Origin of the sequence: Sphingomonas sp. ABOLE, assembly GCF_003950455.1 — a bacterium.
GTDB lineage: Bacteria > Pseudomonadota > Alphaproteobacteria > Sphingomonadales > Sphingomonadaceae > Sphingomonas > Sphingomonas trueperi.
On record NZ_QQWY01000028.1, the window covers coordinates 36959 to 63221 of the forward strand.

The 26263-nt window shown below is 69.4% G+C and carries 27 protein-coding genes and 1 pseudogene; 19 read left to right on the forward strand and 9 right to left on the reverse strand.

Features of this window, described 5'->3' with window-relative positions:
- Window positions 1–103: 103 nt before the first annotated feature.
- The 4 genes from CA234_RS16500 to CA234_RS16515 are packed head-to-tail and all read right to left on the reverse strand — an operon-like array spanning window position 104 to window position 5628.
- Window positions 104–1600, reverse strand: a complete 1497-nt coding sequence (locus CA234_RS16500; protein WP_126002268.1) for a Ppx/GppA family phosphatase — start codon at window positions 1598–1600, stop codon at window positions 104–106.
- 4 nt (window positions 1601–1604) lie between these two features.
- Window positions 1605–3773, reverse strand: coding sequence for an RNA degradosome polyphosphate kinase (locus CA234_RS16505; RefSeq protein ID WP_125973585.1), 2169 nt, complete (start codon window positions 3771–3773; stop codon window positions 1605–1607).
- Complete coding sequence (locus CA234_RS16510) at window positions 3770–4384, reverse strand: chromosomal replication initiator DnaA (RefSeq protein WP_125973583.1); 615 nt, start codon at window positions 4382–4384, stop codon at window positions 3770–3772. Before CA234_RS16510 ends, CA234_RS16505 begins: the two co-directional genes overlap by 4 nt.
- Window positions 4381–5628, reverse strand: a complete 1248-nt coding sequence (locus tag CA234_RS16515) for a heavy-metal-associated domain-containing protein (protein WP_126002269.1) — start codon at window positions 5626–5628, stop codon at window positions 4381–4383. The genes CA234_RS16510 and CA234_RS16515 overlap by 4 nt, the downstream gene beginning before the upstream one ends.
- Before the next feature lie 64 nt (window positions 5629–5692).
- Between CA234_RS16515 and purM the strand changes: the two genes are divergently transcribed.
- The 14 genes from purM (at window position 5693) to CA234_RS16585 (ending at window position 17867) form a co-directional block, all read left to right on the forward strand.
- Window positions 5693–6799 (forward strand): phosphoribosylformylglycinamidine cyclo-ligase, encoded by a 1107-nt coding sequence (purM, locus tag CA234_RS16520; RefSeq protein WP_126002270.1) that lies wholly within the window; start codon window positions 5693–5695, stop codon window positions 6797–6799.
- A complete protein-coding gene (gene purN, locus CA234_RS16525; protein WP_125973578.1) occupies window positions 6792–7388 on the forward strand; it encodes a phosphoribosylglycinamide formyltransferase in 597 nt (198 codons plus the stop codon). Before purM ends, purN begins: the two co-directional genes overlap by 8 nt.
- Window positions 7389–7458: 70 nt before the next feature.
- A complete protein-coding gene (locus CA234_RS16530; RefSeq protein ID WP_125973576.1) occupies window positions 7459–7656 on the forward strand; it encodes a hypothetical protein in 198 nt (65 codons plus the stop codon).
- A gap of 41 nt (window positions 7657–7697) precedes the next feature.
- Complete coding sequence (locus tag CA234_RS16535; protein WP_125973574.1) at window positions 7698–8390, forward strand: endonuclease/exonuclease/phosphatase family protein; 693 nt, start codon at window positions 7698–7700, stop codon at window positions 8388–8390.
- Window positions 8390–10666: a patatin-like protein gene (locus CA234_RS16540; RefSeq protein ID WP_126002271.1), complete on the forward strand. Its 2277-nt coding sequence runs from the start codon at window positions 8390–8392 to the stop codon at window positions 10664–10666. The genes CA234_RS16535 and CA234_RS16540 overlap by 1 nt, the downstream gene beginning before the upstream one ends.
- A 63-nt stretch (window positions 10667–10729) precedes the next feature.
- On the forward strand, window positions 10730–11053 hold the full coding sequence (locus tag CA234_RS16545) for a LapA family protein (protein ID WP_126002272.1): 324 nt from the start codon (window positions 10730–10732) through the stop codon (window positions 11051–11053).
- Window positions 11050–11724, forward strand: coding sequence for an orotidine-5'-phosphate decarboxylase (gene pyrF / locus CA234_RS16550; protein WP_126002273.1), 675 nt, complete (start codon window positions 11050–11052; stop codon window positions 11722–11724). The genes CA234_RS16545 and pyrF overlap by 4 nt, the downstream gene beginning before the upstream one ends.
- A gap of 71 nt (window positions 11725–11795) precedes the next feature.
- Window positions 11796–12302 (forward strand): GNAT family N-acetyltransferase, encoded by a 507-nt coding sequence (locus CA234_RS16555; protein ID WP_125977060.1) that lies wholly within the window; start codon window positions 11796–11798, stop codon window positions 12300–12302.
- A gap of 16 nt (window positions 12303–12318) precedes the next feature.
- Window positions 12319–12957 carry a phosphoribosylanthranilate isomerase gene (locus CA234_RS16560; RefSeq protein ID WP_126002274.1) on the forward strand — a complete coding sequence of 213 codons (639 nt, stop codon included), beginning with the start codon at window positions 12319–12321 and terminating at the stop codon, window positions 12955–12957.
- Window positions 12954–14183 carry a tryptophan synthase subunit beta gene (gene trpB / locus CA234_RS16565; RefSeq protein ID WP_126002275.1) on the forward strand — a complete coding sequence of 410 codons (1230 nt, stop codon included), beginning with the start codon at window positions 12954–12956 and terminating at the stop codon, window positions 14181–14183. Before CA234_RS16560 ends, trpB begins: the two co-directional genes overlap by 4 nt.
- Window positions 14180–14992, forward strand: coding sequence for a tryptophan synthase subunit alpha (trpA, locus tag CA234_RS16570; protein ID WP_126002276.1), 813 nt, complete (start codon window positions 14180–14182; stop codon window positions 14990–14992). Before trpB ends, trpA begins: the two co-directional genes overlap by 4 nt.
- On the forward strand, window positions 14989–15849 hold the full coding sequence (gene accD, locus CA234_RS16575) for an acetyl-CoA carboxylase, carboxyltransferase subunit beta (protein WP_125977064.1): 861 nt from the start codon (window positions 14989–14991) through the stop codon (window positions 15847–15849). The genes trpA and accD overlap by 4 nt, the downstream gene beginning before the upstream one ends.
- Before the next feature lie 192 nt (window positions 15850–16041).
- Window positions 16042–17358, forward strand: a complete 1317-nt coding sequence (locus CA234_RS16580) for a folylpolyglutamate synthase/dihydrofolate synthase family protein (RefSeq protein ID WP_126002277.1) — start codon at window positions 16042–16044, stop codon at window positions 17356–17358.
- Window positions 17359–17435: 77 nt separating this feature from the next.
- Window positions 17436–17867, forward strand: a complete 432-nt coding sequence (locus tag CA234_RS16585) for a DUF6628 family protein (protein WP_125977066.1) — start codon at window positions 17436–17438, stop codon at window positions 17865–17867.
- Window positions 17868–17871: 4 nt separating this feature from the next.
- On the opposite strand, the gene CA234_RS16590 is transcribed toward CA234_RS16585, so the two are convergent.
- Complete coding sequence (locus tag CA234_RS16590; protein ID WP_241213549.1) at window positions 17872–19152, reverse strand: MFS transporter; 1281 nt, start codon at window positions 19150–19152, stop codon at window positions 17872–17874.
- Window positions 19153–19654: 502 nt separating this feature from the next.
- On the opposite strand from CA234_RS16590, the gene CA234_RS16595 reads away from it, so the two are divergent.
- Both CA234_RS16595 and CA234_RS25265 read left to right on the forward strand, forming a co-directional pair.
- The gene (locus tag CA234_RS16595; RefSeq protein WP_126002278.1) at window positions 19655–20848 is read left to right on the forward strand and encodes an aromatic ring-hydroxylating dioxygenase subunit alpha; all 1194 of its coding nucleotides are present in this window, start codon (window positions 19655–19657) and stop codon (window positions 20846–20848) included.
- 26 nt (window positions 20849–20874) lie between these two features.
- Window positions 20875–21006, forward strand: a complete 132-nt coding sequence (locus CA234_RS25265; protein ID WP_277600116.1) for a hypothetical protein — start codon at window positions 20875–20877, stop codon at window positions 21004–21006.
- A 6-nt stretch (window positions 21007–21012) separates the two neighbouring features.
- Here CA234_RS25265 and CA234_RS16600 read toward each other — a convergent pair whose 3' ends face one another.
- Window positions 21013–21444 (reverse strand): response regulator, encoded by a 432-nt coding sequence (locus CA234_RS16600; protein WP_125977068.1) that lies wholly within the window; start codon window positions 21442–21444, stop codon window positions 21013–21015.
- Between the two features lie 109 nt (window positions 21445–21553).
- Between CA234_RS16600 and CA234_RS16605 the strand changes: the two genes are divergently transcribed.
- Both CA234_RS16605 and rsmD read left to right on the forward strand, forming a co-directional pair.
- Window positions 21554–23101 (forward strand): pseudouridine synthase, encoded by a 1548-nt coding sequence (locus CA234_RS16605; RefSeq protein ID WP_126002279.1) that lies wholly within the window; start codon window positions 21554–21556, stop codon window positions 23099–23101.
- On the forward strand, window positions 23101–23640 hold the full coding sequence (rsmD, locus tag CA234_RS16610; protein ID WP_084583171.1) for a 16S rRNA (guanine(966)-N(2))-methyltransferase RsmD: 540 nt from the start codon (window positions 23101–23103) through the stop codon (window positions 23638–23640). Before CA234_RS16605 ends, rsmD begins: the two co-directional genes overlap by 1 nt.
- 4 nt (window positions 23641–23644) lie before the next feature.
- Here rsmD and CA234_RS16615 read toward each other — a convergent pair whose 3' ends face one another.
- Complete coding sequence (locus tag CA234_RS16615) at window positions 23645–24907, reverse strand: MFS transporter (RefSeq protein ID WP_126002280.1); 1263 nt, start codon at window positions 24905–24907, stop codon at window positions 23645–23647.
- A 125-nt stretch (window positions 24908–25032) separates the two neighbouring features.
- Between CA234_RS16615 and CA234_RS24425 the strand changes: the two genes are divergently transcribed.
- The gene (locus tag CA234_RS24425; RefSeq protein WP_164521852.1) at window positions 25033–25206 is read left to right on the forward strand and encodes a hypothetical protein; all 174 of its coding nucleotides are present in this window, start codon (window positions 25033–25035) and stop codon (window positions 25204–25206) included.
- Between the two features lie 36 nt (window positions 25207–25242).
- On the opposite strand, the pseudogene CA234_RS16620 reads toward CA234_RS24425, so the two are convergent.
- Together CA234_RS16620 and CA234_RS25005 are read right to left on the reverse strand one after the other, a co-directional pair.
- Window positions 25243–26064 (reverse strand): annotated as a pseudogene (locus tag CA234_RS16620) (inorganic phosphate transporter); the annotation flags it as partial.
- A 12-nt stretch (window positions 26065–26076) separates the two neighbouring features.
- Window positions 26077–26263: hypothetical protein (locus CA234_RS25005; RefSeq protein WP_241213548.1), on the reverse strand; the 187-nt coding region annotated here is incomplete at its 5' end.

The window sequence follows — 26263 nt, forward strand, 5'->3', positions numbered from 1 at the left end:
CGACGAAAGTCGGGATCCAGAAGCCTCTACGTTCCAGATGGAGCCGGGAGCGCTAGGCCAATGGATCCCGGCTTTCGCCGGGATGACGGCGTAGAGCCCAGGTTCACGTCTCCAGCACCGGCTCCTTCGCCATCGCCAGCGCCAGCGCACGGTGGCGCTTCTCCACCGCCTCGCCATAGAGCGGCTCGTCGCCATCGGCGAGGCTGAGCACCAGCGACGACCCTTCCAGCCGCAGCCGCGACCGCTTGAGCGGCCGCGCGACGCCGCCGCTCAGCCGCTGGCCGAGTCGCATCGCCAGCCCCCAGCGCTTGGCTTCGGCCAAGGCTTCGGTCGTAGCGAGCCGTTCGAGGGGCGCGGGGCTGTCGATCGCGCCCCCCAGCGAAGTGTACAGCGCCTGCGCGACCATCGCGCGACCTGCGGCGTCGATACCCACCCAATTGCCGTGCAGCCCGATCTCCATGCCGCGTTCGGCGCGGAATTCCGGGTTGGCCCGCCAGCCCACATCGGCGAGCAGGCAGGCGGCATGCCGCAGCCGCGACCATTCCGGCCCGTCGCGGAACAGCGGTGCCAGCCAGGCATCGAGCAGATCGCCATGCTCGGGGAAGCGCCCCGAGCGCTGGCCCTCCTCGCGCGCGGCGACGATCAGCGGATCCTGCTGCCGCTCCTCGGCAGAGAGGCGCTGGAACAGCAGGCCTTCGCGCAGGCCGTACGCAGAGACGATCGTCCCGGTGCTGCCGAGCTGCCGGGTCACCGCCACCAGCAGCGCGGCGGCATCGGCCAGCGAGGGAATGCGCGCGCTCGACAGATCGGGAACGGTCTTGAGATCGGCCTTGGTCGCGCCCTCGACGCGGCGGCCGAGTTCCTCGACCCGGTTGATTGCCAGCGAGTAATGATGGACGATCGGCAGCGGATAGTTGCTGAGGTGCATGTCGAGCTTGGCGAGCGAGCGCCACGAGCCGCCGACCATGTAGAAGGGCAGGCCCTTCCCCCGCCCCTTCCAGCCCGCCGCCTCGATCATACGGGTGACCTCGCGCTCCAGCACGCCCTTGCCCCGCGCGCGGATCGCGCCGAGGCGGAGCACGCCGAGCGGGAAGGAGACGCGGTCGGTCACCGTGCCGGCGACGACGCGAACCAGTTCCAAGCTGCCCCCGCCGAGATCACCGACGACCCCGTCGGCTTCGGGGATGCCCGACAGCACCCCCAGACCGGCGGCGGTCGCTTCCTCGACGCCCGAGAGCAGCTCGACCTCCAGGTCGAGCGCCTTGGCCATCGCCATCAGCTCGCCGCCATTGGAGGCATCGCGCACCGCGGCGGTGGCGACGGTACGCAGCTCGCTCACCTGCATCTCGCGGGCGAGCAGGGCGAACCGACCGAGCGCGGCGCGTGCGCTGGCAAGGCCGCCGGCATGGATCGCGCCGGTCTCGGCCAGGCCCTTGCCGAGTCCGGCCATCACCTTCTCGTTGAACAGGATCGCGGGCAGTCGTGCCGGGCCTTCATAGACGACCAGGCGGATCGAATTGGAACCGATATCGATGATCGCCGTGCGCGGCCGGGCGCCTTCGGACTGGGCGCGCGGCTTGCGGAACAGGACCGTGGCCACCCGCTCAGCCGCCCTTCGCCGCGAGGCGACGCTTGCGCGGCGACAGCTTGGGCACGGGCTTGCGCGCCTCCACGGCGGCGCCGCGGCCCGAAAGCGAGGGGTTGGTCATGAAATAGCGATGCAGGTTGAATTCCCCGTCTTCGCCCGGAACGATCCGGTCGTAATGGCCGTCGGGCGCGAGCAGCCAGCTCTGTTCGTTGTCCAGCAGGTTGGCGACCATCACCTGGTCGAGCACCTGATCGTGCACGGTTTTGTTGAGCAGCGGCAACATGAACTCTACGCGGCGATCGAAGTTGCGCTGCATCCAGTCCGCGGAGGAGATATACAGCTTGGCACCGTCATTGGGCAGCGCCTTGCCGTTGCCGAACGCCCAGATGCGGCTGTGCTCAAGGAAGCGGCCGACGATCGACTTCACCCGGATGTTCTCGCTCATGCCCGCGACGCCCGGGCGGAGGCAGCAGATGCCGCGCACGACCAGCTCGATCTGCACGCCGGCAGCGCTGGCCTGATAGAGCTTCTCGATGATCGCCGGATCGACCAGCGAGTTCATCTTCGCCCAGATCGTGCCCGGGCGCCCGGCGCGGACATGCTCGATCTCCTCCTCGATCAGCGCGGTGAGGCGCTTGCGGAGGTCGCGCGGCGAGATGCCGAGCAGCTCCAGATGCTGCGGTTCGACATAGCCGGTGACGTAGTTGAAGATCTGCGCCGCATCGCGTCCCATCCGCGGATCGGCGGTGAAGAAGCTGAGGTCGGTGTAGATGCGCGCGGTGATCGGGTGGTAGTTGCCCGTGCCGAAATGGCAGTAGGTGCGATAGCGATCGCCCTCGCGGCGCACGACCATGGAGACCTTGGCGTGGGTCTTCCAGTCGATGAAGCCATAGACGACCTGCACGCCCGCCCGCTCCAGCGCCGTCGCCCAATAGAGGTTCTGCTCCTCGTCGAACCTGGCCTTGAGCTCGACCACCGCGGTGACCGACTTGCCGGCTTCGGCGGCGGCGATCAGCGCGTTGATGACCGCGGGCTGCTTGCCGGCGCGATAGAGCGTCTGCTTGATCGCCACCACGTCCGGGTCCGCCGCCGCCTGCTGGAGGAAGCTGAGCACGACGTCGAACGTCTCGTACGGGTGGTGGACGATGATATCCTTGGCGCGGATCGCCGCGAAGCAATCGCCGCCATATTCGCGGATCCGTTCGGGGAAGCGCGCGGAGAAGGGGGTGAATTTCAGGTCCGGCCGGTCCTCGTCGACCAGCATCGAAAGGTCGCCGACGCCGAGAAAGCCGCCCGTCTCGGTGAGCAGCGCATCGCTGCCGCCCAGCTCTTCCTTGAGCACCGCTTCGAGATCGGGGGCAATGCCCTCCTCCATCTCCAGACGGATCACGCGGCCACGGCGACGCCGCTTGATCGCCGAGCGGAAGGTAAGGACCAGATCCTCGGCCTCCTCCTCGATTTCGATGTCGCTGTCGCGCAGTACGCGGAAGGTGGCGGCGGCGAGCATCTCGTAGCCGGGGAAGAGCAGCCCCCAGAAATGCTTGATCAGCGTCTCGATCGCGACGTAGCGCGCCGGGCTGCCTGGCAGGCGGACGAAGCGCTTGAGCGTCGTCGGCAACATCACCAGTTCCTGGATCGGCTCGCGATCGGACTTGCGCAGCAGGTTGAAGATCACGCTCGATCCCTGATTGGGGATGAACGGGAACGGGTGGGCGGGATCGAGCGCCTGCGGGGTCAGGATCGGGAAGATCTGCTCGCGGAAGTGATTGGCGAGCCATTGTTCGGTCTCGCCCTCGATCGCATCGGCTTCGAGCACGAAGATGTTCGCCACCGCAAGCTGTGCGCGAATGTCCACCCACACTGCCTGCTGCTCGTCGGCAAGCGTCGCGGCTTCGGCCGAGATCGCCTCCAGCTGCTGCGCCGGGGTGAGCCCGTCGGCCGAGCGGGTGTCGATATTCTGCAGCTGCTGGCCCATCAGGCCCGCCACGCGGACCATGAAGAATTCGTCGAAATTGCTCCCCGAGATGGAGAGGAAGCGCAGCCGCTCCAGCAGCGGATGCGCGGGGTTGCACGCCTCTTCCATCACGCGGCGGTTGAAGGCCAGCCAGGAGAGCTCGCGGTTGAAATAGCGTGCTTCGGTGGGATCGGCGGGGGCGATGGTCGCGGGTGCGGCGGATTCGGTCATTCGCTCTCGCTATCGTCGGAATGCGTCAAAAGGCTTGCAGCCTGGAGTGTAGTCTTCACCACCGGGATCGACAAACGGCCGTCGGTCTCCATCTCCAGCACGTCGGCAACGCGCAGGATGGCGACATGGCTGCGCTCGATCCGCCTGGCGATCCAGGCGATCACGGCCGGGGTCGCGTGGAGCAGGTGCCGGGTGAAGGCGCGTTCGAGCAGCAGCGGGATCAGCGCGTCGTCGGGCGGGCCGATCTCGAGCAACGGCGAGGCGGCGAGGCGCGAGCGCAAATCGGGCAGCGTCACCTCCCAGAGCGGCGGCGCGGCGTCGGCGACGATCAGCAGCGGGCGACGCGCGCCCTGGGCGTCGTTCCAGGCATGGAAGATGTCGGCCTCGTCGGCGCGCTCGGCATCGTCGATGATCGTCGCGCCGTTCTTGGCGGCAAAGATCCGCGCGAGCAGGCTGCGGCCGGACTTTCGCGGGCCCACCAGCAGCGCGGCCATGACGGGCCAGGTCGCCCAATGTTCGAGCTGTTGGACGGCGCGGGCGTTCGAGTCGCTGACCAGGAAGTCCGTCTCGCTCGCCTCGGGCAGCCCCAGCGGCAGGCGAAGCTGGCTCATTGCGCCTTGGGGGTCGGCGATGCCTGCGGCGCGGCCCCGCGACGGATGCGGAGCACGCCCGGCCCTTCCTGCACGCTCCAGCCGCGCGACTCGAGCGCGGCGCGCAGCGCAGCCTGCGATCCGTCGAACGCGACGCGCATCACCGAGATCCCGCCCAGCGCGAGGCTGGTGGTGGTGGCACTGCGCACACCCGGCACGCCGCGCACCGCGCTTTCGGACGCGTTGACCGCGGCGGCATTGGGCGTCTCGACCTGGACCGACAGCGACGTGGTCGCGGCGGTGGCGCCCGGCGTGGTCTCGACGCTCGGCAGCGGCGTCGGCAGCGGCACTTCCTCGGGTGCCGGCGCGGCCGGCTGCGCCACCGGCGGCCGCGCGGCGAGCACCGCGTCGGTATGGAGCCGGCCGTCGGCCAGCGCCGCCTGATAGGCCTTGTCGATGCGCGCGACGGCGGTGTCGAACAGCGCGTCGATCGCGTCGCCATTGTCGATCCGCAGCGCGAAACTGGTAATCGGATCCTTGTCCGGGCCGTGCGTCGCCGAGAAGATGCCGACGATCGGCCCGCCCGGATAGTCGCGGCGCAGCTGCACCTCGGCGACGAGCATGTCGACCGCGCCATATTGGTCGAGGATCGTCCGCCACCAGTTGCGGCCATGGCGGAGCGTCTGCCCGGTATCGACCAGCAGCTTGTCCGCGCCGGTGCCGCGCAGGCGGACATAGTCGATCGTGCTGCCCGCGGCGCGCAGCCGGTTCCAGGCGCGCGCCCAGGCGGTGTCGCGCTCGAACACCTGCCCGACGCCGCCCGAATATTGCAGCGGCACCAGCAGCATCGGCGGCGAATGGGTGACCGCGATCGACACGCCCAGGATCGAGCCCGCCTTGGCGCGATCGAACTGCACGCCGAGGCTCGCGATATAGCGGTTGGGCCCGATCTGCTCGCGCTCGACGACGATGCCGGTGACGATCGCGTCCAGCGCCGAATCGGACAGCGACCCTGGCTTGCCGGTGAGCTGCTGCGACAGCATCGACCAGCCCTTGCGCTGCGCGATCCGCCAGCCGCCCTGGCGCGCGATCTCGGCACTCTTGCCCGAGACGTCGACCTTCACGCCGCTCACTTCGAAGCTGCCGGCGGCCCCCACCGGCCCGGCGGGCGCCCCGCCCTGCCCGCGTGCCGCCATGATGCCCGCACCGGCGAGCGCGAGCACCGAAAGGGCGCCAAGGACGGTTTTGGGACGGCGAAACTGCATGCGGGCGCCCTTTTGGCGAACCGGGCGTGGAAATCCAAGCGCGTTGTGGCTAGGGCGCTCTCCCATGAGCGAGACCAAGGCGGCCCATGGCCCTTACACCTATGCCCAGGCGGGCGTTTCGATTGCGGCGGGCAATGCGCTGGTGCGCGCGATCGGCCCGCTTGCCCGTTCCACCCGGCGCGCCGGCGCGGACGCCGATCTGGGCGGCTTCGGCGGCATCTTCGACCTGAAGGCGGCGGGCTTCACCGATCCGCTGCTGGTCGCCGCGAACGACGGCGTCGGCACCAAGCTGAAGCTGGCGATCGAGCACAACCATCATGACGGCGTCGGCATCGACCTCGTCGCGATGTGCGCCAACGATCTGATCGTGCAGGGCGCCGAGCCGCTGTTTTTCCTCGATTATTATGCGAGCGGGAAGCTCGACAACGCGGTCGCCGAGCGGGTCATTGCCTCAATCGCCGAGGGCTGCCGCCAGGCCGGCTGCGCGCTGATCGGCGGCGAGACCGCCGAGATGCCGGGCATGTACGCCGACGGCGACTATGACCTGGCGGGCTTCTGCGTCGGCGCGGTCGAGCGCGACCGGCTGCTCGACGGCAAGAAGATCGCGCCCGGCGACGTGCTGCTCGGCCTCGCCTCGAACGGCGTGCATTCGAACGGCTTCTCGCTGGTGCGGCGACTCGCGGCGGACAAGGGCTGGAAGCTCGATCGCCCGGCGCTGTTTGACCAGGAGCGGCTGCTGATCGACGCGCTGATGGCGCCGACTCGCATCTATGTCGCCAGCCTGCTGCCGGAACTCCGCAAGGGCACGATCCACGGCCTCGCCCACATCACCGGCGGCGGCCTGCTCGAGAATGTCCCCCGCGTGCTGCCCAAGGGCACCCATGCCCGGATCGACGCCGATGCCTGGCCGCTGCCGCGGCTGATGGCGTTCCTGCAGGCGCAGGGGAATATCGAGCCCGAAGAGATGGCGCGTACCTTCAACTGCGGCATCGGCATGGTCGCGGTGGTCGCCGCCGACCAGGCCGAGGCGGTGTCGGCGGCGCTGACCGCGGCGGGCGAGACGGTGTTCACCATCGGGACGATCGAAGCCGGCGAGCGCGGCTGCACCGTGGTCGGCGGCGACGAGACCTGGAGCGCGCGTGCGCCATGGAGCGCCACGCACCATGGGTGAGGCGTCTGCCGGCGCCTCAAGTCCGAAGAAGCGACTCGGCATCCTGATCTCGGGCCGCGGATCGAACATGGCCTCGCTGGTCGAGGCCGCCGCGGCGCCGGACTGCCCCTACACCGTCGCGCTGGTCGCCAGCGACAAGCCGGAAGCGGCCGGGCTCGCCTGGGCCGCCGAGCGCGGCGTGCCGACCTTCGCGCAGAGCCCCAAGGGCATGCCCAAGGCCGAGTACGAGGCGAAGATCGACGCCGCACTGCGCGCGGCAGGCGTCGAGGCGATCGCGCTTGCCGGCTATATGCGGCTGCTGTCCGACGATTTCGTCGCGCGCTGGCGCGGGCGGATCGTCAACATTCACCCCTCGCTGCTGCCCAAGTACAAGGGCCTCGATACCCACGCCCGCGCGATCGCGGCCGGCGACGCCGAGGCGGGCGCTTCGGTCCATATCGTCACCGAGGAACTCGACGGTGGCGAGGTGCTCGGCCAGGCGCGGGTCCCAATCCTCCCGGGCGACACCGCGGACAGCCTTGCCGCGCGCGTTCTGGCGGAGGAGCACAAACTCTACGCCAAAACGCTCGCCGACTGGCTCCGCGACTGACACGCCGCGGATATTTGGCCGTCATCCCGCGTTCATCCTCGTTCATACCGAACAAGGGGAAATGACCGACATGGCCAAGGACTCGGCGCTCACGCCGGAGGAAGAAGGCGGGATCGCCACCGCCGAACTCGGGCTCGTGCTGCTCGACGGCCCCAACGGCGTCGCCGTCGCGATGACCCCCGAGGCCGCCGAGGCCACCGGCCGCAGCCTGCTCGCCGCGGCCGAAGCGGCGGCAGGCCAGCGCGAACGGGGCGAAACGGGTTATTGAGACTTGTGCTGCCATAGTGCCCGCGCCGATAAGGGGCGCGGATGATCAAGGTCGCCAGCTATAACATGCGGAAGTCGATCGGCACCGACCGACGACGCCGACCGGAGAGGACGCTCGAGGTTCTGCTCGAGGTCGACGCCGACGTGATCGCCTTGCAGGAGGCCGATCGCCGCTTCGGCGCGCGCGAGGCGGTGCTCACCCAAAGCCTGCTCGCCGAGCACAGCCCTTGGAAGCCGGTGCAATTCGGCATGCGCGCGCGATCGATGGGCTGGCACGGCAACGCGCTGCTGGTCCGCAAGGAAGCCGAGATCCTCGGCTGCGCGGCACTCCATCTGCCGACGCTGGAGCCGCGCGGCGCGGTGATGGCCGACCTCCGCATCCAGGGACAGAAGCTGCGCGTCCTCGGCATGCACCTCGATCTGTCCGGCCTGTGGCGCCGGCGCCAGGCGCATGCGATCCTCACCCAGCTGGCGGACCTCCCGCCGATGCCGACGGTGATGATGGGCGATCTCAACGAATGGAGCGCCGAGCGCGGCTGCCTGCGCGATTTCGCCCAGCATTTCGCCTTCGCCGCCACCGGCAAGAGCTTCCACGCGCGCCGCCCGATGGCGCGACTCGACCGGATCATGGCCTCGCCCGAACTGGCGTTCGGCGATGCCGGGGTGCACCACAGCCTGGCGGCGCGCACCGCCTCCGACCACCTCCCCGTCTGGGCGGAGGTGCGGCACCGCTGATGCAGGAGACGCAGGAAAAGGAACTGCGGCTGGCGCTGGTCTGCTATGGCGGGATCAGCCTGGCGGTGTACATGCACGGCATCACCAAGGAGGTGTGGCACCTCGCCCGCGCGAGCTGCGCCGAGCGCGAGGGCACCCCGCTCCACAGCGTCTATCGCGCGCTCATCGAGGACATTCGTGAGCGCAGCGGGCTCAACCTGCGCGTGCTGGTCGACATCCTGTCGGGTGCCAGTGCCGGCGGGATCAACGCGGTGTTCCTCGCCCAGGCGATCGCCACCGGCCAGTCGCTCGACCCGCTGACGGCGATGTGGCTCGACCATGCCGATGTCGACGCGCTGCTCGCGCCGAGCCAGGGGCCGTCGCACCGCTTCGCCAAGATCTGGGCCAAGCCGATCGCCTGGATGCTCTCCAACCGCGAGCATGGCGTCGAGGAAACGGTGGAGGCCGGGGCACGCGCTGAGGTGCGCGAAAAGCTCGAACGCTTCGTCCGCTCGCGCTGGTTCGAGCCGCCCTTCGGCGGCGAGCAATTGCTCAAGACGCTGCTCGCCGCGTTCGACAAGATGGCCCAGGGCCCGGCCGAGCGCCGGCTGCTGCCCGAAGGCCAGCCGCTTGACCTGTTCGTCACCGCCACCGATTTCCGCGGCCATGCCGAGACGCTGCGGCTCAACACGCCCCCGGAAGTGGTGGAGACCGAGCATCGCCTCGTCTTCAGCTTCACCGATCACGGCCGCGGTACCGGCATCGCCCATCCCGCCGCGCTGGGCTTTGCCGCCCGCGCGACCTCCAGCTTCCCCGGTGCCTTCCCGCCGCTGATGGTGGAGGAGCTCGACAAGGTGCTCGCCGATCGCGGCGAGGCCTGGGCGGGACGCGACGCTTTCCTGCAGCGCGCGCTGCCCGAGCAATGGGCGGAGAGCCGCGCCGAGAAAGCCGTGCTGATCGACGGATCGGTGCTGGCCAACGCGCCGTTCGGCCCGGCGATGGAGGCGCTGCGCGAGCGCCCTGCCCGCCGCCAGGTCGACCGTCGCTTCGTCTTCCTCGATCCCACGCCGGACATGCGGTTCGACTTCTACGGCCCGCGCCGCGAGCGCCCCGGCTTCTTCTCCACCCTGATCGGCGCGCTGTCCGAACTGCCGCGCAAGCAGCCGATCCGCGACAATCTCGACGCGATCGCCGCCCGCTCGGACCGGATCGAGCGGATGCTCGCGATCGTCTCCGAGATCCGCGCCGAGGTGGAGGCGCAGGTCGAGTCGCTGTTCGGCTATACGCTGTGGCTCGATTACCCGACGCCCAAGCGGCTCGCTGCGTGGCGCAAGCGCGCGCAGGTCGCTGCCGCGGCGAAGGCGGGCTACGGCCATACCGCCTATGCGCTGCTCAAGGTCGACGGCGCGATCGACCGGACCGCGCGCCTGCTCCAGGCGCTTGCCGGACAGCAGGACGGATCGCGGCTCCGCTCGCTCGGACGCCGGCTGCGCGAAACGGTGCGGACGCGCGGGGCCGACCGCTTCGGCGCGTCGCTGCCCGGCGGCGCCTCGCCCGAAGCACTCGACTTCCTGCGCGGCCACGACCTCGGCTTCCGCATCCGCCGCCTGCGACTGCTCGCCCGGCGACTCGCCGAACTCGAGCAGTCCGCCCCGCGGGGCGCGATGCGGCCGATGCGGGACGCGATCTACGGCGCGCTCGCCGCCTATCTCGAGCTCAAGCGCTCGGACACCTTCGCCGATCTCCAGGACAAGCTGGCGGGCGATCCCGCCATGGTGCTCGACACGCTTGCCGAGCGCATGCAGCTCCGCGCGCTCGACCGGCAGACTGATGAGGTGCTCTCCGCCGGGTTCAGCGCGCTGTCGAAGGAGCTGCGGCGGCCGATGCTGCTCGCCTATCTCGGCTTCCCCTTCTTCGACATCGCGACGCTGCCGCTGCTCCAGGGCGAAGGCATGGACGAGTTCGACCCGATCCGCGTCGACCGGATCTCACCCGAGGACGCCAAGGCGATCCGCACCGGCGGCGTCGCGGCGATGCTCAAGGGCAACCAGTTCAACAATTTCGGCGCGTTCTTCAGCCGCGCGTACCGCGAAAACGACTATCTCTGGGGTCGCCTCAACGGCGCCGACCGGCTGATCGACATCGTGCTGTCCACGCTCGACCGGGAAGCGCGCCCCGATGCCGAGCAGATCGCCACCCTCAAGCGCCGCGCCTTCCACGCGATCCTCGACGAGGAGGCCCCCGCCCTCACCGCAATCCCCGGGCTGATCGCCGAACTGCGCGCCGAAATCGGCTGAGCCTTGGCAAGCGGGCCCGCTCGGGCCTAGAAGGCGCGCAGAATTTGCCAGGAAGGGAGCGGAATGCGGTTTCTGAAGGTGCTGTTGTGGCTCCTGCTCGGCGGCGTGATCGCCGGGTTCGTGATCTACAATGGTGAGCAGCGCGTGAGCATCCAGCTCTGGGGCGGTCTCGTCGCCGATATCAGCCTGCCGCTCTTGCTGATCGTCGTGTTCCTCGCCGGCTTCCTGCCGATGCTGGTCGCCTATCAGACGCTGCGCTGGCGGATGCGGCAGCGCTTCGCCGGGCTGGAGCGGGCGCTCGCCGACCTGCGCGCCATCCCCGCCACCCCCGCCCCGCGCTTCGAGCCGGTTGCCGAGCCCGTCGCCATCGAGGAGCCGCGCGCATGAGCAGCCGCATCTATGTCGCGCTCGACACGCCCGAGCTGGAAAAGGCCAAGGCGCTCGCCCAGAAGGTCCGCCACCATGTCGGCGGGATCAAGCTGGGCCTTGAATTCTTCATGGCGAACGGCCGCCACGGCGTGCACGAGATGGCCGAGATCGGCGTGCCGATCTTCCTCGACCTCAAGTTTCACGACATTCCCAACACCGTCGCCAAGGCGATCCAGGCGCTGCGGCCGCTCAATCCGGCGATCCTGACGGTGCATGCCGCCGGCGGCCGGGCGATGCTGGAGGACGCCAAGGCGGCCGCGCCCGAGGGCACCAAGGTCGTCGCGGTGACGATGCTGACCAGCCTCGACGGCAACGACATGACGTCGATCGGCCTCAAGCCCGATCCGCACGAGCAGGTGATGCGGCTCGCCGAGCTCGCCCGTTCAGCGGGTGTCGACGGCATCGTCTGCTCGGGCGAAGAGGTGAAGGCGGCGCATGCGGCGTGGAAGGACGGCTTCTTCGTCGTTCCCGGTGTACGGCCTGCCGATGCGCATGTCGGCGACCAGAAGCGCGTGGTCACGCCGCGCAGCGCGGTCGATGCCGGGGCGTCGATCCTGGTGATCGGGCGGCCGATCACCCAGGCCGAGGATCCGGACGCGGCCGCGCGAGCGATCGCGTCGACCTTGTAACTCGCCGCAAGGCCCCCCTCACCCTCCCCACTGCCTCCGGCAGCGGGTCCCCTCCCTCCCCCAAGGGGACCATGGCTCCTACCATCCGCCCCGCCACCACTGCCGACCTGCCGGCGATCCACCCCGTGATCGAGCGCGCCTATCGCGGCGAAACCGCCCGCCAGGGCTGGACGCACGAGGCCGACCTGATCGAGGGCCCGCGCACCGATCTGCCGACCCTCAACGCCATCGTCGAAGATCCGGCGCAGGTGCTGCTCGGCGCCTGGGAAGGTGAGACTGCGATCGGCTGCGTCAACGTCGCGAACCGGGGCGGCGGGACGGCCTATCTGGGCCTGCTCTGCATCGATCCGCTGCGCCAGGACGCGGGGCTCGGCCGCCAGCTGATCGCCGCCGCCGAGGCGCATGCCCGCACCGTCCTTGACTGCACGCGGATGGAGATGACGGTGATCGAGCAACGCCGCAAGCTGATCGATTACTATGTGCGCCGCGGCTATGCCGAAACCGGCGCGCGCTGCGACTTCCCGATCCCGCTGGATCCGCCGCTGTTCATGACGGTGCTGGCCAAGAAGCTGGTCTAGCGCCTACAGGGCAGCGATGCCCGCAACCGCGAAAATCTGTGGCCTGTCCACGCTCGAGACGCTCGACGCCGCCGTAGCCGATGGGGCCAGTCATATCGGCTTCGTCTTCTTCCCGCCCAGCCCGCGCCACCTGAGCCTCGACAAGGCGCAGGGCCTTGCCGCGCGCGTGCCGGGGCATGTCGCCCGCGTCGGCGTGTTCGTCGATCCCGACGATGCGCTGCTCGACGCGGCGATTGCCGCCGGGCGGCTGGACGTGATCCAGCTCCACAAGGTCAGCCCCGAGCGCGCCGCCGCCGTGAAGGCGCGCACCGGCCGCGAGACCTGGGCCGCGCTCGCGGTGAAGACCCGCGCCGATCTCGTCCCCGCCGCTGCCTTTCGCGGCGCCGCCGACTGGCTGCTCTACGACGCCAAGGCCCCCGAAGGCGCCAAGGTCCCCGGCGGCACCGGGCTGCGCTTCGACTGGACCCTGCTCGACGGCTTCGCCCACCCGCTGCCCTGGATCCTCTCCGGCGGGCTCGACGCCGGCAATGTCAGCGAGGCGATCCGCGTCACCGGTGCCCGCCTGGTGGATGTCTCTTCGGGCATCGAGGCCGCGCCGGGCATCAAGGATGTGGACAAGATCGCCGCTTTCCTTAAAGCCGTGGCCCGATCATGAACGCACCCAACTCCTTCCGCGCCCAGCCCGACGACCGCGGGCATTTCGGCCAGTTCGGCGGACGCTTCGTCGCCGAGACGCTGATGCCGCTGATCCTCGACCTGGAGCGCGAATATACCGCCGCCAAGGCCGATCCCGCCTTCCAGGCCGAGTTCGACGATTTGCTCGAACATTATGTCGGTCGCCCCAGCCCGCTTTATTATGCCGAGCGGCTGACCGAGGCGCTGCGCGAGAGCGCGCCCGACGGCATGGGCGCGGAGGTCTGGTTCAAGCGCGACGAGCTGAACCACACCGGCGCGCACAAGATCAACAATTGCATCGGCCAGATCCTCCTCGCCCGTCGCATGGGCAAGACGCGGATCATCGCCGAGACCGGCGCCGGCCAGCACGGCGTGGCCACCGCCACCGTCTGCGCGCGCTTCGGCCTTCCCTGCGTCATCTACATGGGTGCGACCGACGTGGCGCGGCAGCAGCCCAACGTGTTCCGGATGAAGCTGCTCGGCGCCGAAGTGGTGCCGGTCACCTCGGGCGCGGCGACTCTCAAGGACGCGATGAACGAGGGCCTGCGCGACTGGGTCGCGAACGTCGAGGACACCTTCTACATCATCGGCACCGCCGCCGGCCCGCACCCCTATCCGGAGCTGGTCCGCGACTTCCAGTCGGTGATCGGCCGCGAGGCGCGCGCGCAGATGCTGGCACGCACCGGCAAGCTGCCCGACCTGCTGGTCGCCGCGATCGGCGGCGGGTCGAACGCGATCGGGTTGTTTCATCCGTTTCTCGACGATGCGGACGTGAAGATGCTCGGCGTCGAGGCTGCGGGCGAAGGGCTCGACAAGCGCCACGCCGCCAGCCTCGCCGGCGGCGCGCCGGGCATCCTCCACGGCAACCGCACCTATCTGCTGCAGGACGAGGACGGCCAGATCACCGAGGCGCATTCGATCTCGGCGGGGCTCGACTATCCGGGCATCGGCCCCGAGCACGCCTGGCTGCGCGACATCGGCCGCGTCGACTATACGGCGGTGACCGACACCGAGGCGCTCGACGCCTTCCAGCTGCTCTGCCGCACCGAGGGTATCATCCCCGCGCTCGAGCCGAGCCATGCGATCGCCGCGGTCGCCAGGGTCGCCCGCACGATGCCGCGCGACAAGGTGATCCTCGCCAACCTCTGCGGTCGCGGCGACAAGGACATCTTCACGGTGGCCGATGCCCTGGGAGTGAAGATGTGACCCGGCTCGCCAACGCCTTTGCCCGCGCCGCCGATCAGGGTCGCGCCGCGCTGGTGACCTTCGTCACCGCCGGCGATCCGACGCCGGGCGCGACCGCGGCGATCCTCGACGCGCTCGTCGCGGGCGGCGCCGACGTGATCGAGCTCGGCATGCCGTTCACCGATCCGATGGCGGACGGCCCGGCGATCCAGGCGGCGAACCTGCGCAGCCTCGCCGCCGGCACCACCACGGCGGACGTGCTCGCCGTCGCCGCCGCGTTCCGCGCGCGCCATCCGGACGTGCCGCTGGTGCTGATGGGCTATGCCAACCCGATGACGCGCCGCGGGCCCGAATGGTTCGCCAATGCCGCCCGCGACGCCGGCGTCGACGGCGTGATCTGCGTCGACATTCCCGCCGAGGAAGACGACAGCCTGGGCGAAGCGCTCCGCGCCGCCGGGCTCGGCAATGTCCGCCTCGCCACGCCCACCACCGATGCGGTACGGCTGCCGGCGGTGCTGGAGGGCGCCTCGGGGTTCCTCTATTATGTCTCGGTCGCCGGGATCACCGGGCTGCAGCAGGCCGCCACGGCCTCGATCGAAGCGGCGGTCGCCCGCCTCAAGGCCGCGACCGACCTGCCGATCGCGGTGGGCTTCGGCGTCCGCACTCCCGAACAGGCCGCCGCCATCGGCCGCGTTGCCGATGGGGTCGTCGTGGGCAGCGCGATCGTCGAGCTGGTCGGCCGCCACGGCGCGGATGCGGCGGAGCCCGTCCGTGCCTATATCGCTACGCTGAAGACGGCGCTGGTCGCCGCACGCAAGGAAGTCGCATGAGCTGGATTACGCGCGTCCGCAACGCGCTCGCCTATGTCACCACCCGTGGCGAGGAGAGCCCCGACAATCTCTGGCACAAGTGCAAGGGATGCGGACAGATGGTCTTCATGAAGGAATTCGAGGAGAACCAGAATGTCTGCCCGCATTGCGATTTCCACGATCGCATCGGCGCGACCAAGCGGTTCGAGCAGCTGTTCGACGAGGGCAAGTTCACCCTGCTGCCCAGCCCCAAGGTCGCCGAGGACCCGCTGAAGTTCCGCGACTCCAAGCCCTATACGGCACGGATCAAGGCAGCGCGGGCGAGCACCGGTGAGCAGGACGCGTTCCAGAACGCCAGCGGCACGATCCACGGCCACAAGGCGGTGATCGGCGTGCAGGACTTCGCCTTCATGGGCGGATCGATGGGCCAGGCCGTCGGCGAGGCGTTCATCGCCGGTGTGGAGACCGCGATCGCGGCGCGGGCGCCCTATATCGTGTTCACCGCCTCGGGCGGCGCCCGCATGCAGGAAGGCATTCTCAGCCTGATGCAGATGCCCCGCACCACCGTGGCGATCGAGATGCTCCACGATGCCGGCCTGCCCTACATCGTCGTGCTGACCGATCCGACCTCGGGCGGGGTGATGGCGGCCTATGCGATGCTGGGCGACGTCCAGATCGCCGAGCCGGGCGCCACCCTCGCCTTCACCGGCCGCCGCGTGATCGAGAACACGATCCGCGAGAAGCTGCCCGACGACTTCCAGACCAGCGAATATTATCGCGACCACGGCCTGGTCGACATGGTGACGCACCGCCGCGACCTGCGCGACACGCTCGGCCAGCTGATCGGCCTGCTCTGCGAGGCGCGCGCGGCGGCGTAATGCTTCACTCTAGCCCCTCCCCTTCAGGCGCATCAGGTCGGTGCTGCGCCCCGGGCAGCACCTGAACAGCGCGGGGCGCTGTTCACCTGATGCGGGGTTGGGGTGGGGCCGTGTCTCACCGAGACCAATGTTCGTACTGGAATCCCTCCACCCCAACCCCTCCTCAAACGAGGAGGGGCTTAAAAGTGTGCCATGGCAGACTTCGCTATTTCCAAAAACCCTGCGGTCCAGCGCCAGCTCGACCGGCTGACCCTGCTCTCCCCCGGCGCCGACATCCTTGGTCTCGAGCGGATCACCCGGCTGCTGGAGCGCGTCGGCAACCCGCATCTCCGCCTGCCGCCGGTGCTGCATGTCGCCGGGACCAACGGCAAAGGCTCCACCTGCGCCTTCCTCCGCGCCGCGCTCGAAGCCGCCGGCCTGCGCGTCCATGTCTATTCCAGCCCGCACCTCGTCCGCTTCAACGAGCGGATCCGCCTCGCCGGCACGCTGATCGACGACGACGCTCTCGCCCCGCTGCTCGCCGAGGTGCTCGACGCCGGCGGCCACATCGGCGCGAGCTTCTTCGAAGTCACGACCGCCGCCGCCTTCCTTGCCTTCGCGCGTACGCCGGCCGATGCCTGCGTGATCGAAGTCGGACTGGGCGGGCGGCTGGACGCCACCAACGTGGTTCCCGCGCCGATCGCCACCGGCATCGCGCAGCTCGGCATCGACCATCAGGCGTTCCTCGGCGACACGCTGCCGCAGATCGCGCGCGAGAAGGCCGGCATCGCCAAGCCGGGCGTGCCGCTGGTGACGATGCGCTATGCTCCCGAGATCGCCGAAGTGGTGGCCGCTGCGGGCGTGCCGGTGCTCGCCCAGGGCGCGGCATGGGACTATGCGGTGGAGGGCGACCAGCTCACCTACCGCGACGCAAACGGCGCGGTGACAACGCCGCTGCCGACGCTGTCCGGCCCGCACCAGCCCGGCAATCTCGCGCTCGCGATCGCGATGCTGCGCCACCAGAACGCGGTCGCCATCCCCGATACCGCGCTCGCCGCTGCGGCGACCGGCGCCCTCTGGCCGGCGCGGATGCAGCGGCTTGGCGAGGGCCCGCTGACCGCGCTGCTCCCGGCCGGCACGCCGGTCTGGCTCGACGGCGGCCACAACGCCGCCGCGGGCGCTGCGATCGCGGGAACGGTGGCCGCGGTTGCTGCCGACCGCCCCTGCCACCTCGTGCTGGGCATGCTCGCCAACAAGGACCCGGAGGGCCTGATCGCCCCCCTCGCCGGCCGGCTGGCGAGCGTGACCACGGTGCCCGTCCCCGGCCATGCCCATCATGCACCTGCCGAGCTTGCGGCGCTGGTCGCGCGGCTTGGGGTGCCCGTTACCGGTACCGCCGAGAACGTTCCCGCCGCGCTCCACCTCATTGCAGCACGCATCGCGGGAGCCACGCCGAGCGCCGTCCTCATCCTCGGCTCGCTCTATCTGGCGGGCGTGGTGCTGGAGGCGAACGGCGAATTGCCCGACTGACGCCGCAACCTGCCTTATTGCGATTGACTATTAATAACAGAATGCGATGATTGCTCCGACGCCCATCGGAGAATCACATGCAGCCGTCCGTCCAGACCCTCGTCACCGCCCTGCCCCAGCTCCAGCCCGAGGATCCGGGCGTGCGGCTGCTGCTGTTCGGCGTCCGCCAGACCGGCGGCAACGGACTGCACGACGCCAGCACCGCGCACGCCTTCCTGGTCGCGTTCGGCAAGGGTTTTCGTCGGCCGCTGATGCTGCTCCGCGCGCTGATGCACGAGATGTCGGCCATGGCCACGGGCCCGGTGCAGATTGCCCCTTGGTGCTGCCCGCGCATGACCGCGTCCGAGGCGGCGCTGATCGGCGCGCTGGGCAAGGTCCGCACCAACCCGCACGCCGCCGCGCTGCTGCTCGCCGACCTGATCGGCGTGCGCGACGCCACCGGCCTGCTGCCGACCGCGCACGCGCTGGCGCAGAGCTTCGCCGACCTGGCGCTGCCGCTGGAGCCGTGAGCGCCTAGCGCGCCTGGCCCGCGCTGCCGATCGAGCGGTCGACCAGCCCGCTGCGCATCATCCACCAGTAGAGCGCGACGCCCGGCAGCGCGATGACGGTGGTGAACAGGTAGAAATTCGCATAGCCCATCGCCTCGATCAGGCTGCCCGCCGTCGTGCCGGTGATGAACCGGCCGACGATGCTCGCGCCCGCCGAGATCAGCGCATATTGCGACGCGGTGAAGCGCAGGTCGGTCAGCGCCGAGAAATAGGCGATCACCACCACCCCGCCGACGCCGCTGGCGATGTTCTCGAAGCCGATCGCGCCCGCCAGTCCGAGGTTGGAATGCCCCGCCGCCGCGAGCGCCGCGAAGCTGAGGTTGGAGACGGCCATCAGGATCAGGCTCAGCATCACCGATCGCTTCATCCCCATCCGCGCATACAGCACGCCGCCGAGGAAGATGCCGAGCATGTACGCGAGGAAGCCCAGCGACACGTCGTAGAAGGCGATCTCGTCATTGGAAAAGCCGAGATCGTTGAACAGCAGCCGGAAGGTGAGGTTGGCCAGCGTGTCGCCGATCTTGTGGACCAGAATGAACAGCAGCACGATCAGCGCGCCCTCGCGAGCGAAGAACTGGACGAACGGTCCCCAGATGCCTCGCGCCACCGTCGCGATGCTGCGCCGCTCGGCAGGCGCGCGGTGCCGCGCGGGCTCGCCGACGATCAGGCCGGTGAGGATCGCGGGCAGCGCGAACACGGCGCAGGCGGCATAACCTGCGGTCCAGCCCGCCTGCCCCGCCACGACCAGCGCGATCGCACCCGCCGCAACCGAGCCGATCCGCCAGCCATATTGCGACATGCCCGAGCCATAGCCGAGCTCGTGCGGCTGGAGCACTTCGATGCGGTAGCCGTCGATGACGATGTCATAGGTGGCGCCCGCCGCGCCCATCAGCACCGCCGCGGTGACCGTCGGCCAGATGTTCGCCGGATCGGGCACGACCAGCGCGAGGTTGATGGTCGCCGCGACCACCAGCAGGCCGGCCACGATGAGCCACGAGACGCGCTGGCCCAGTCGCCCGAGGACCGGGATCGGCACGCTGTCGACGATCCACGCCCAGAGGAACTTGAAGTTGTAGACGAGGATGGCGAGCGTGAACGCGGTGACGGTCGACTTGTCGATGCCGGTCTGCGCAAGCCGCGTGGTGAGGGTCGCTCCGATCATCGCGAACGGGAAGCCCGACGAGACGCCGAGCGCGAAGGAGGCGAGCGGCCCCTTTGCGAAATAGGGCCGCACACCCTCGGGCAGGTCCGCGCGCCAGTCCGCCGGCGCCGCCGTTTTGGCGAGGAGGAATGCCGCGACGAACGCCGCGAGCGCAGCGCCGCCGCCCCAGTCGAGCGAGAGCGGCGCCCCCACCAGCGACTTGGGCGGCGAGAACAGCGTGAACAGCACCGCGAGCGCCAGCAGCGCCGCGCCGACGAGGCTTCCGGCGACGAGCAGGCTCGCCCCGCCCCGACGGCGCCAGGCGATGCTCAGCACCAGCGTTGCGCCCAGCGCGAGCAGGCCGAGCAGGAAGGTCATCGACGGCGCGAGCTTGGCGGCGCCGTCGCTCCAGCCCGCCGCGAAGCCATAGCCCGGCAGTACCGCGCCGCCGATGCGCACCCAAGGCACCGCCAGCAGCAAGAGCCCTGCGACAAGCGCCGCCTGGGCGAGGACATAGAAGGTGCTGGCGCGGTCGTTCGCCGCGATGGGGGCTTGTTGGTTCGGCATGGAGGCGCGAAACTAGCCGAAAATTCGGGAGAGGATAGCCATGAACGCACCGACCCAGGGCCAGCGCGCGCTGGCGGCGATGCTGGCGCAAGGCGGCGACGTCGGTGCGGGCCCGATAAGGCACGTCGACGCGAGCGTTTATACCAGCTCCGAACGCTTCGCCGCCGAGCGCGCGCGTATCTTCGATCGCGCTCCGCTCGTCCTCGCGCCCTCAGCCTTGCTGCCCGAGCCCGGTATGGCCGTCCCGCACGACGGTTTCGGCAAGCCGCTGCTGATCACGCGCGACAAGCAGGGCGCGGCGCATGTCTTCCTCAACGTCTGCCGCCATCGCGGCACGCGGCTGGTGGAAGGGTGCGACGCGGTCACCGCCCCCCGCCTCGTCTGCCCCTATCACGCCTGGAGCTACACGCTCGACGGCCGCCTCGCCGGGATACCCCGGGCCGAGGCGTTTCCCGGCCTCGACAGGGCCGCGTTCGCGCTGCGCCGCCTGCCCACCCACGAGGCCGGCGGGCTGATCTGGTTCGCCTTCGACGAAGCCGCCGATTTCACCCATGCCGGCACGCTGGCGGAGGATTTCGCCGCGTTCGATCTTGCGGGCCAGCATTGCTTCCGCCGGCGCACCCACCGCGTGCCGGCCAATTGGAAGCTGGTGATGGACGCCTTCCTGGAGAGCTACCATATCCAGCGCCTCCACGCCGGCAGCATCGCCCCCTTCTTCCAGGACGGCGTCTCCGCCGCCGACCGCATCGGGCCGCACCAGCGCTCGGCGGTGGGACGTGCCGCGAGCATCGCCGCACTCGAGTCGGAGGACTGGCCCACCCTGCGCGGTGCGATCACCTATACCTACCAGATGTTTCCCGGCGCCGTGCTCGCCGTAAGCCCCGATTACATCAACCTGATGGTGCTGATGCCGCGCGCGGTGGACGAGGTCTGGGTCGAGGACTTCATGCTGATCCCCGAGGCCCCCGCCACCGACAAGGCCCGCGACCATTGGGAGCGCAGCTGGCAGTTGCTCGACGGCGGGGTGTTCGCATCCGAGGATTTCCGGGCTTGCGCGCTCGCCCAGCAGGGCCTCGAAGCGGGCGCGATCGAGCAGGTGACGCTCGGCCAGCTCGAACAGGGGGTCCGCGTTTTCCACGATGCGGTCGATGCGTGGGTTTCGTGCGACAACATGCCGGTGATCGGTGCGACTCGCCCCTTCGGTCAGGCTTCTGTTCAGGAAGGGGTGCTATAACGCCGGGATCGACAAAGGAGTTCGCCATGTCCCGTACCCGCACCCGCGCCGCCGCATCCGCCAAGCAGGCCTCGCCGCAGGAAATGGTCGCGAACCTCGCGGTGCTCGCCTCGGTGTTCGCCTGGGCCGGGGTGGTCGTGACGCTGTTCGTCCACTGATCGGCGTCAGCCGCCCAGGAACAGGTTGAAACTGCTGGGCAGGCGGCGCGGTATCTTGCCGCCTTCCAGCACCGCCTCGATCGCATTGATCGCCAGCACCAAGTCGCGCTGCGCATAGGGTTTGGCGAGGCATCCCGCCGCGAGCGCCCGCGCATCCGCCGGGCAGGCGCCGGTCACGAACAGCACCGGCACCCCGCGCGCGAAAGCATTGCGCGCCACCTCGATCCCGCTCCCATCTGCCAGGTTGATGTCGGCCAGCACCAGATCCAGCACCTCATGGGTATCGACGATCCGGGTCGCATCCGCCACCGAGTCGACGGTCGCGACGATGGTGAAACCCGACTCGCGGAGGAAATGCTCGGTATCGAACGCCACCAGCGGCTCGTCCTCGACGACGAGCAGATGTTCGATCCGCCGCTTCTTCCTTCCGAACAGCATCCTAGTTGCGCCCCCGAATCAACCGCTTGGCAAAGCCCGTAACGCGCAAGTCACAAACTGGCACCGTATATATTTTTGCCAGCACCGTCGAAATCGCTATAGCGCTGCGGTGTCTGACTCCAAGCCTATCAAAACCGCCGGTACGCCGCAGCGTATCGCCAAGCTCCTCGCCCGTGCCGGCATCGCCTCGCGGCGCGAGATCGAGCGGATGATCGCCGAGGGGCGCATCGCGCTCAACGGCACCACCCTCGATACCCCCGCGACCATCCTCACCTCGCTCCACGGCGTCACCGTCGACGGCAATCCCGTCGCCGCGGCGACTCCTGCGCGGCTGTTCCGCTACCACAAGGCCGCCGGCCTGCTCACCGCCGAGCGCGACTTCACCGGCCGCCCGACCATCTACGATCGGATGCCCGAGGGGCTGCCGCGGGTGATGCCGGTCGGCCGACTCGACCTCAACACCGAAGGCCTGCTGCTGCTCACCACCGATGGCGAGCTCAAGCGCGAGATGGAGCTGCCGGCAAGCGGCGTCGAACGCACCTATCGCGCCCGCGCCTATGGCCAGGTGAGCCAGGAGCAGCTCGAGGACCTGATGCTCGGCATCGAGATCGAGGGCGTCCGCTACGGCCCGATCAACGCCAATATCGAGCGGCGGACCGGCGCCAATCTCTGGATCGAGTTGACGCTGACCGAGGGCAAGAACCGCGAAGTCCGCAACGTCCTCGAATTCCTCGGGCTCCAGGTCAGCCGGCTGATCCGCACCCGCTATGGCCCCTTCTACTTGAACGATCTTCCCACGGGCGATGTCGACGAGATCCGCCAGGCCGATCTGATCACCTTCCGCACCGTGCTGGGCAAAGCCGGCGGCGGCAAGGCGGCGTCCAACCTGCAGTTCGCCACCCGCCAGCGCGCGATCGAGCCGGTCGAGAAGCCTGCCAAGGTCGAACCCCAAGGGCGTCGCCGCATCGCCAAGCCCGCCCCCGTGGCAAAAGGACCGGTATTCACCGCCCGCGCCACCCCCAAGGCCAAGCCCAAGGACGGCGAGGAACGGCCGCGCACCGGCGGGCGGCTCGGCGTCCGCGAAGGCAGCGAGGGCGGTGTCGGCAAGCCCGCGCGTGCCGCCCGCGCCAAGTCCTTCCGCGACACCCGCGAGCCGCGCGCTGGCGATCTGGTCGATCGGCCCCGTGGCCGCCGTGATGCGCGCGGCGAGCAGGGTGCCGAGCGCCCGCGCACGCCGCGGGACGGCGAGCGGACTTGGTCGCGCGGTGGCGAGAGCGGTCGTCCCGCCGGCCCGTCGCGCTTCGGCGGTGCCGACGGGGATCGTTCTCGAGGCCCGCGGACAGCCCGAGTTGACAGCGACTCGGCCGAACGCAGTCGCGGGCCGCGGCCCGCTCGGTTCGGCGGAAATGACGGCGAACGGCCGCGTGGGCCGCGGGGCGCAGAGCCGCGCGGCGACGGAGCCGACCGCAACCGAGCACCACGCCCGTCGCGGTTCGGCGGCGACGAGGGCGAGCGCCCGCGCGGCCCTCGCACACCGCGTCCCGGCGGTGGTACCACGTCCGAACGTCCGCGCACGCCGCGGCCTGGCGGCAGCGGCGGGGGCAATCGCCCGCAACGGCCCGGCGGTCCCGGCCGTCCGCCGCGGGGGCGCAGCTGATGCGGATCATCGCTGGAGACTGGCGCGGCCGCCCGCTCGCCGCGCCCAAGGGCGACACCACCCGCCCCACCGCCGATCGCACCCGCGAGGCGCTGTTCTCGATGCTCGCCTCGCGGCTCGGCAGCTTCGACGAGCTCGCAGTGGGCGATTTCTTCGCCGGATCGGGCGCGCTCGGGCTGGAAGCACTGTCGCGCGGTGCCGCCTCGTGCCTGTTCGTCGAGCAGGACCGCGCCGCGCTCGATGCGCTCAAGGCCAACATCGCCAAGTTGGGCGCCAAGGGCACCGATGTCCGCCCGGGCTCGGTGATGGCGCTGGGCCCTGCCCGCGCGCCGCTCGACCTGATCCTGATGGACCCGCCCTATGGCACCGGCGCCGGCATCGTCGCGCTCGACAAGCTGGCGCGGCTCGGCTGGACCGGCCCGGGCACCTGGATCAGCATCGAGACGGGCAAGACCGAGGATGTCGAGCTTGCCGGCTTCGTGGTCGATGCCGACCGCGTCTATGGCAAGGCGAAGCTGACCCTGCTTCGCCCCGCCTGAAGGATCAGCGCCGCCGGGTGAGCAGCAGCCCGATCAGGCTGAGCCCGGCGGCCCCTGCAAGATACCAGCCGACCATGCCGATCCCGCCGCGCTCGACCAGGGTCTGCGCGATCAGCGGGGTGAGCCCGCCACCGAGAATGCCGCCCAGGTTGAAGGTCACTGAAACACCCGTGTAGCGGACCTGCGCCGGGAACAGGCTGGGCAGCCAGCCGCCGAGCGGCCCGTAGACGAAGCCCATCACGAACAGCCCCGCGGCGAGCCAGACGAACACCGCGAGCAGCGAGCCCGGCACCAGCAGCACGGGCATCGCCAGCCCCAGCGGCACCATCGCGATGCAGCCGAGCGCCAGTACCAGGGTCGCGCCGCGCTTGTCCGCCAGCCAGCCGGCGACGCCGATGCCCAGCGCCATGAACAGGATCGCGGCCAGCTCTGCGCCGAGAAAGGCTTCGCGCGGATAGCCGAGCGTCTTTGTACCGAAGCCGATCGCAAACAGCGTGGCGACGTAGAACAGCGCAAAACAGGCAACGGTGCCGAGCGTCCCCGCCAGCGTCGCACCGAGATGGTTGCGGAGCAGAACACCCAGCGGCACCTGCGGTGGCGGGGCATGTTCGGCCGCCTCGACGAAGGCGGGCGTTTCCGCGATGCGCAGGCGCACCCATAGCCCGAGGCCGACCAGCACCGCGCTCGCGAGGAACGGCAGGCGCCAGCCCCAGTCGCGGAACGCATCCTCGGTGAGGAAGGCGCCGAGCAGCAGGAACAGCCCGTTGGCGGCGATGAAGCCCACCGGCGCGCCGAGCGGTGGGAAACTGCCATAGCGGTACGCCCAGCCCTTGGGGGCATATTCCACCGCCAGCAGGCTCGCCCCGCCCCATTCGCCGCCCAGCCCCAGCCCCTGTCCGAAGCGGAGCAGGCAGAGCAGCAGCGGCGCCACCCAGCCGATCATCGCATGGCCGGGCAGGCACCCGATCAGCACGGTGGAGGCACCCATCAGCATCAGCGAGGCGACCAAGGTCGACTTGCGCCCCAGCCGGTCGCCGAAATGGCCGAACACCAGCCCGCCCAGCGGTCGCGCGAAAAAGGCGACGCTGAAGCTCGCATAGGCCGCGACCTGCTGCAGCCACGGCTCCTGCGCCGGGAAGAACAGCGGGCCGAACACGAGCGCCGTCGCGGTGGCATAGATGTAGAAATCGTAGAACTCGACCGACGTCCCCACCAGGCTCGCGAACAGGATGCGGCGGTGGGAGGCGGGCGTGGCGGCATGGGCCATGTGCGATCCTCCGGCCGCCTCCCTCGGGCCAGTTATCGCGCGGGTCAAGCCGCGTTCAGCCGGGCGTCAGTTTCGCCGCGGTATCGAACCCCCGCAATCGCAGCACCGGAAAAAGGGAGTCGGATATGCGCGAATCGCCCATCAAGCGTCTGGTCTATGCGGCCGTCTTCAGCCTGCTCGCGGGCGTGCTGGTCGCTGCTTACAACCCCGTCGAGCATGTGAAGGCGGATCTCCGCGCCGATACCAGCGGGGTCCGGGCCGGCCTGCACCTCGCCGCGCACGATCTGCTGCGCGGCTGATGCGAAAAGGGCGGGACGTGCGTCCCGCCCTTCCGATCAGTGGATGCCGAAGAGGCGGATGCCGGTGAGCATCAGCCAGTAGAGCCCGCCCGAGAGCAGCATCGCCGCGGGCAGCGTCATCAGCCAGGCCAGCGCCATGTTGCGGATCGTCCGCGCCTGCAGCCCGGAACCGCTGCCGACCGAGGCGCCTGCCACGCCCGACGACAGGATGTGGGTGGTCGACACCGGCACGCCGAGATGATCGGCGCCCATGATCGTCGCGGCGGCGACGATCTCGGCGGCGGCACCCATGCCATAGGTCATGTGCTGCTTGCCGATCTTCTCGCCGACGGTGACGACGATCCGCTTCCAGCCGATCATCGTGCCCAGGCCCAGCGCCAGCGCGACGACGATCTTCACCCACAGCGGAATGAAGCGCGTGCCGCTCTCCAGGCTGTCCTGATAGGCCTTCAGCGCCTTCAGCTCTTCCGGCTTGAACCCCTCCGGCTTCTTGGTCGCGAGCTTGCTGGTATCCAGCACGAGATACATGTCGTTGCGGATGTTCGAGCTCGCGCGCGCCGGCACCTTGCTCAGCGAACCATAGCTGGCCACCTGCTCGGTCAAGGACTGCGACAGCGCCCCGAGAGCGGCATAGACATTCGCCCCCTCGGCCTTGCGATGCTGCAGGGCGTCGGTGAGGGTGGTACGCGCCTGGGCCGGCGTCAGTGTCGTGGCGCCGCTGCGTGAGTCGAACACGGCGGTGGCCGCGTGCGAGGTCTGGACGAAGGCCGCGGTGGCGCTCGTCTGCACCGTTCGGTTCAGCGCATACTCGGTGGGAGCGCAGCCGTTCATTATCAGCATGATCATCCCCATGCCCTTCTTTCCGTCGTTCTATCCGTGTACGTACGAGACCTTTCTCTTATACTCATCTCCTATCCCACTTTTCTTTTCTTGTTCTCGTTTGCCTTCTTCTGCTTCTTTCTCTATTTTTTCTTTTTTTTTTTTTTCTTTTTTTTCTTTTTTTTTTTCTTCTTTTCTTTTTTTCTTTCTTTTTCTTTTTTTCTTTTCTCTTCTTTTT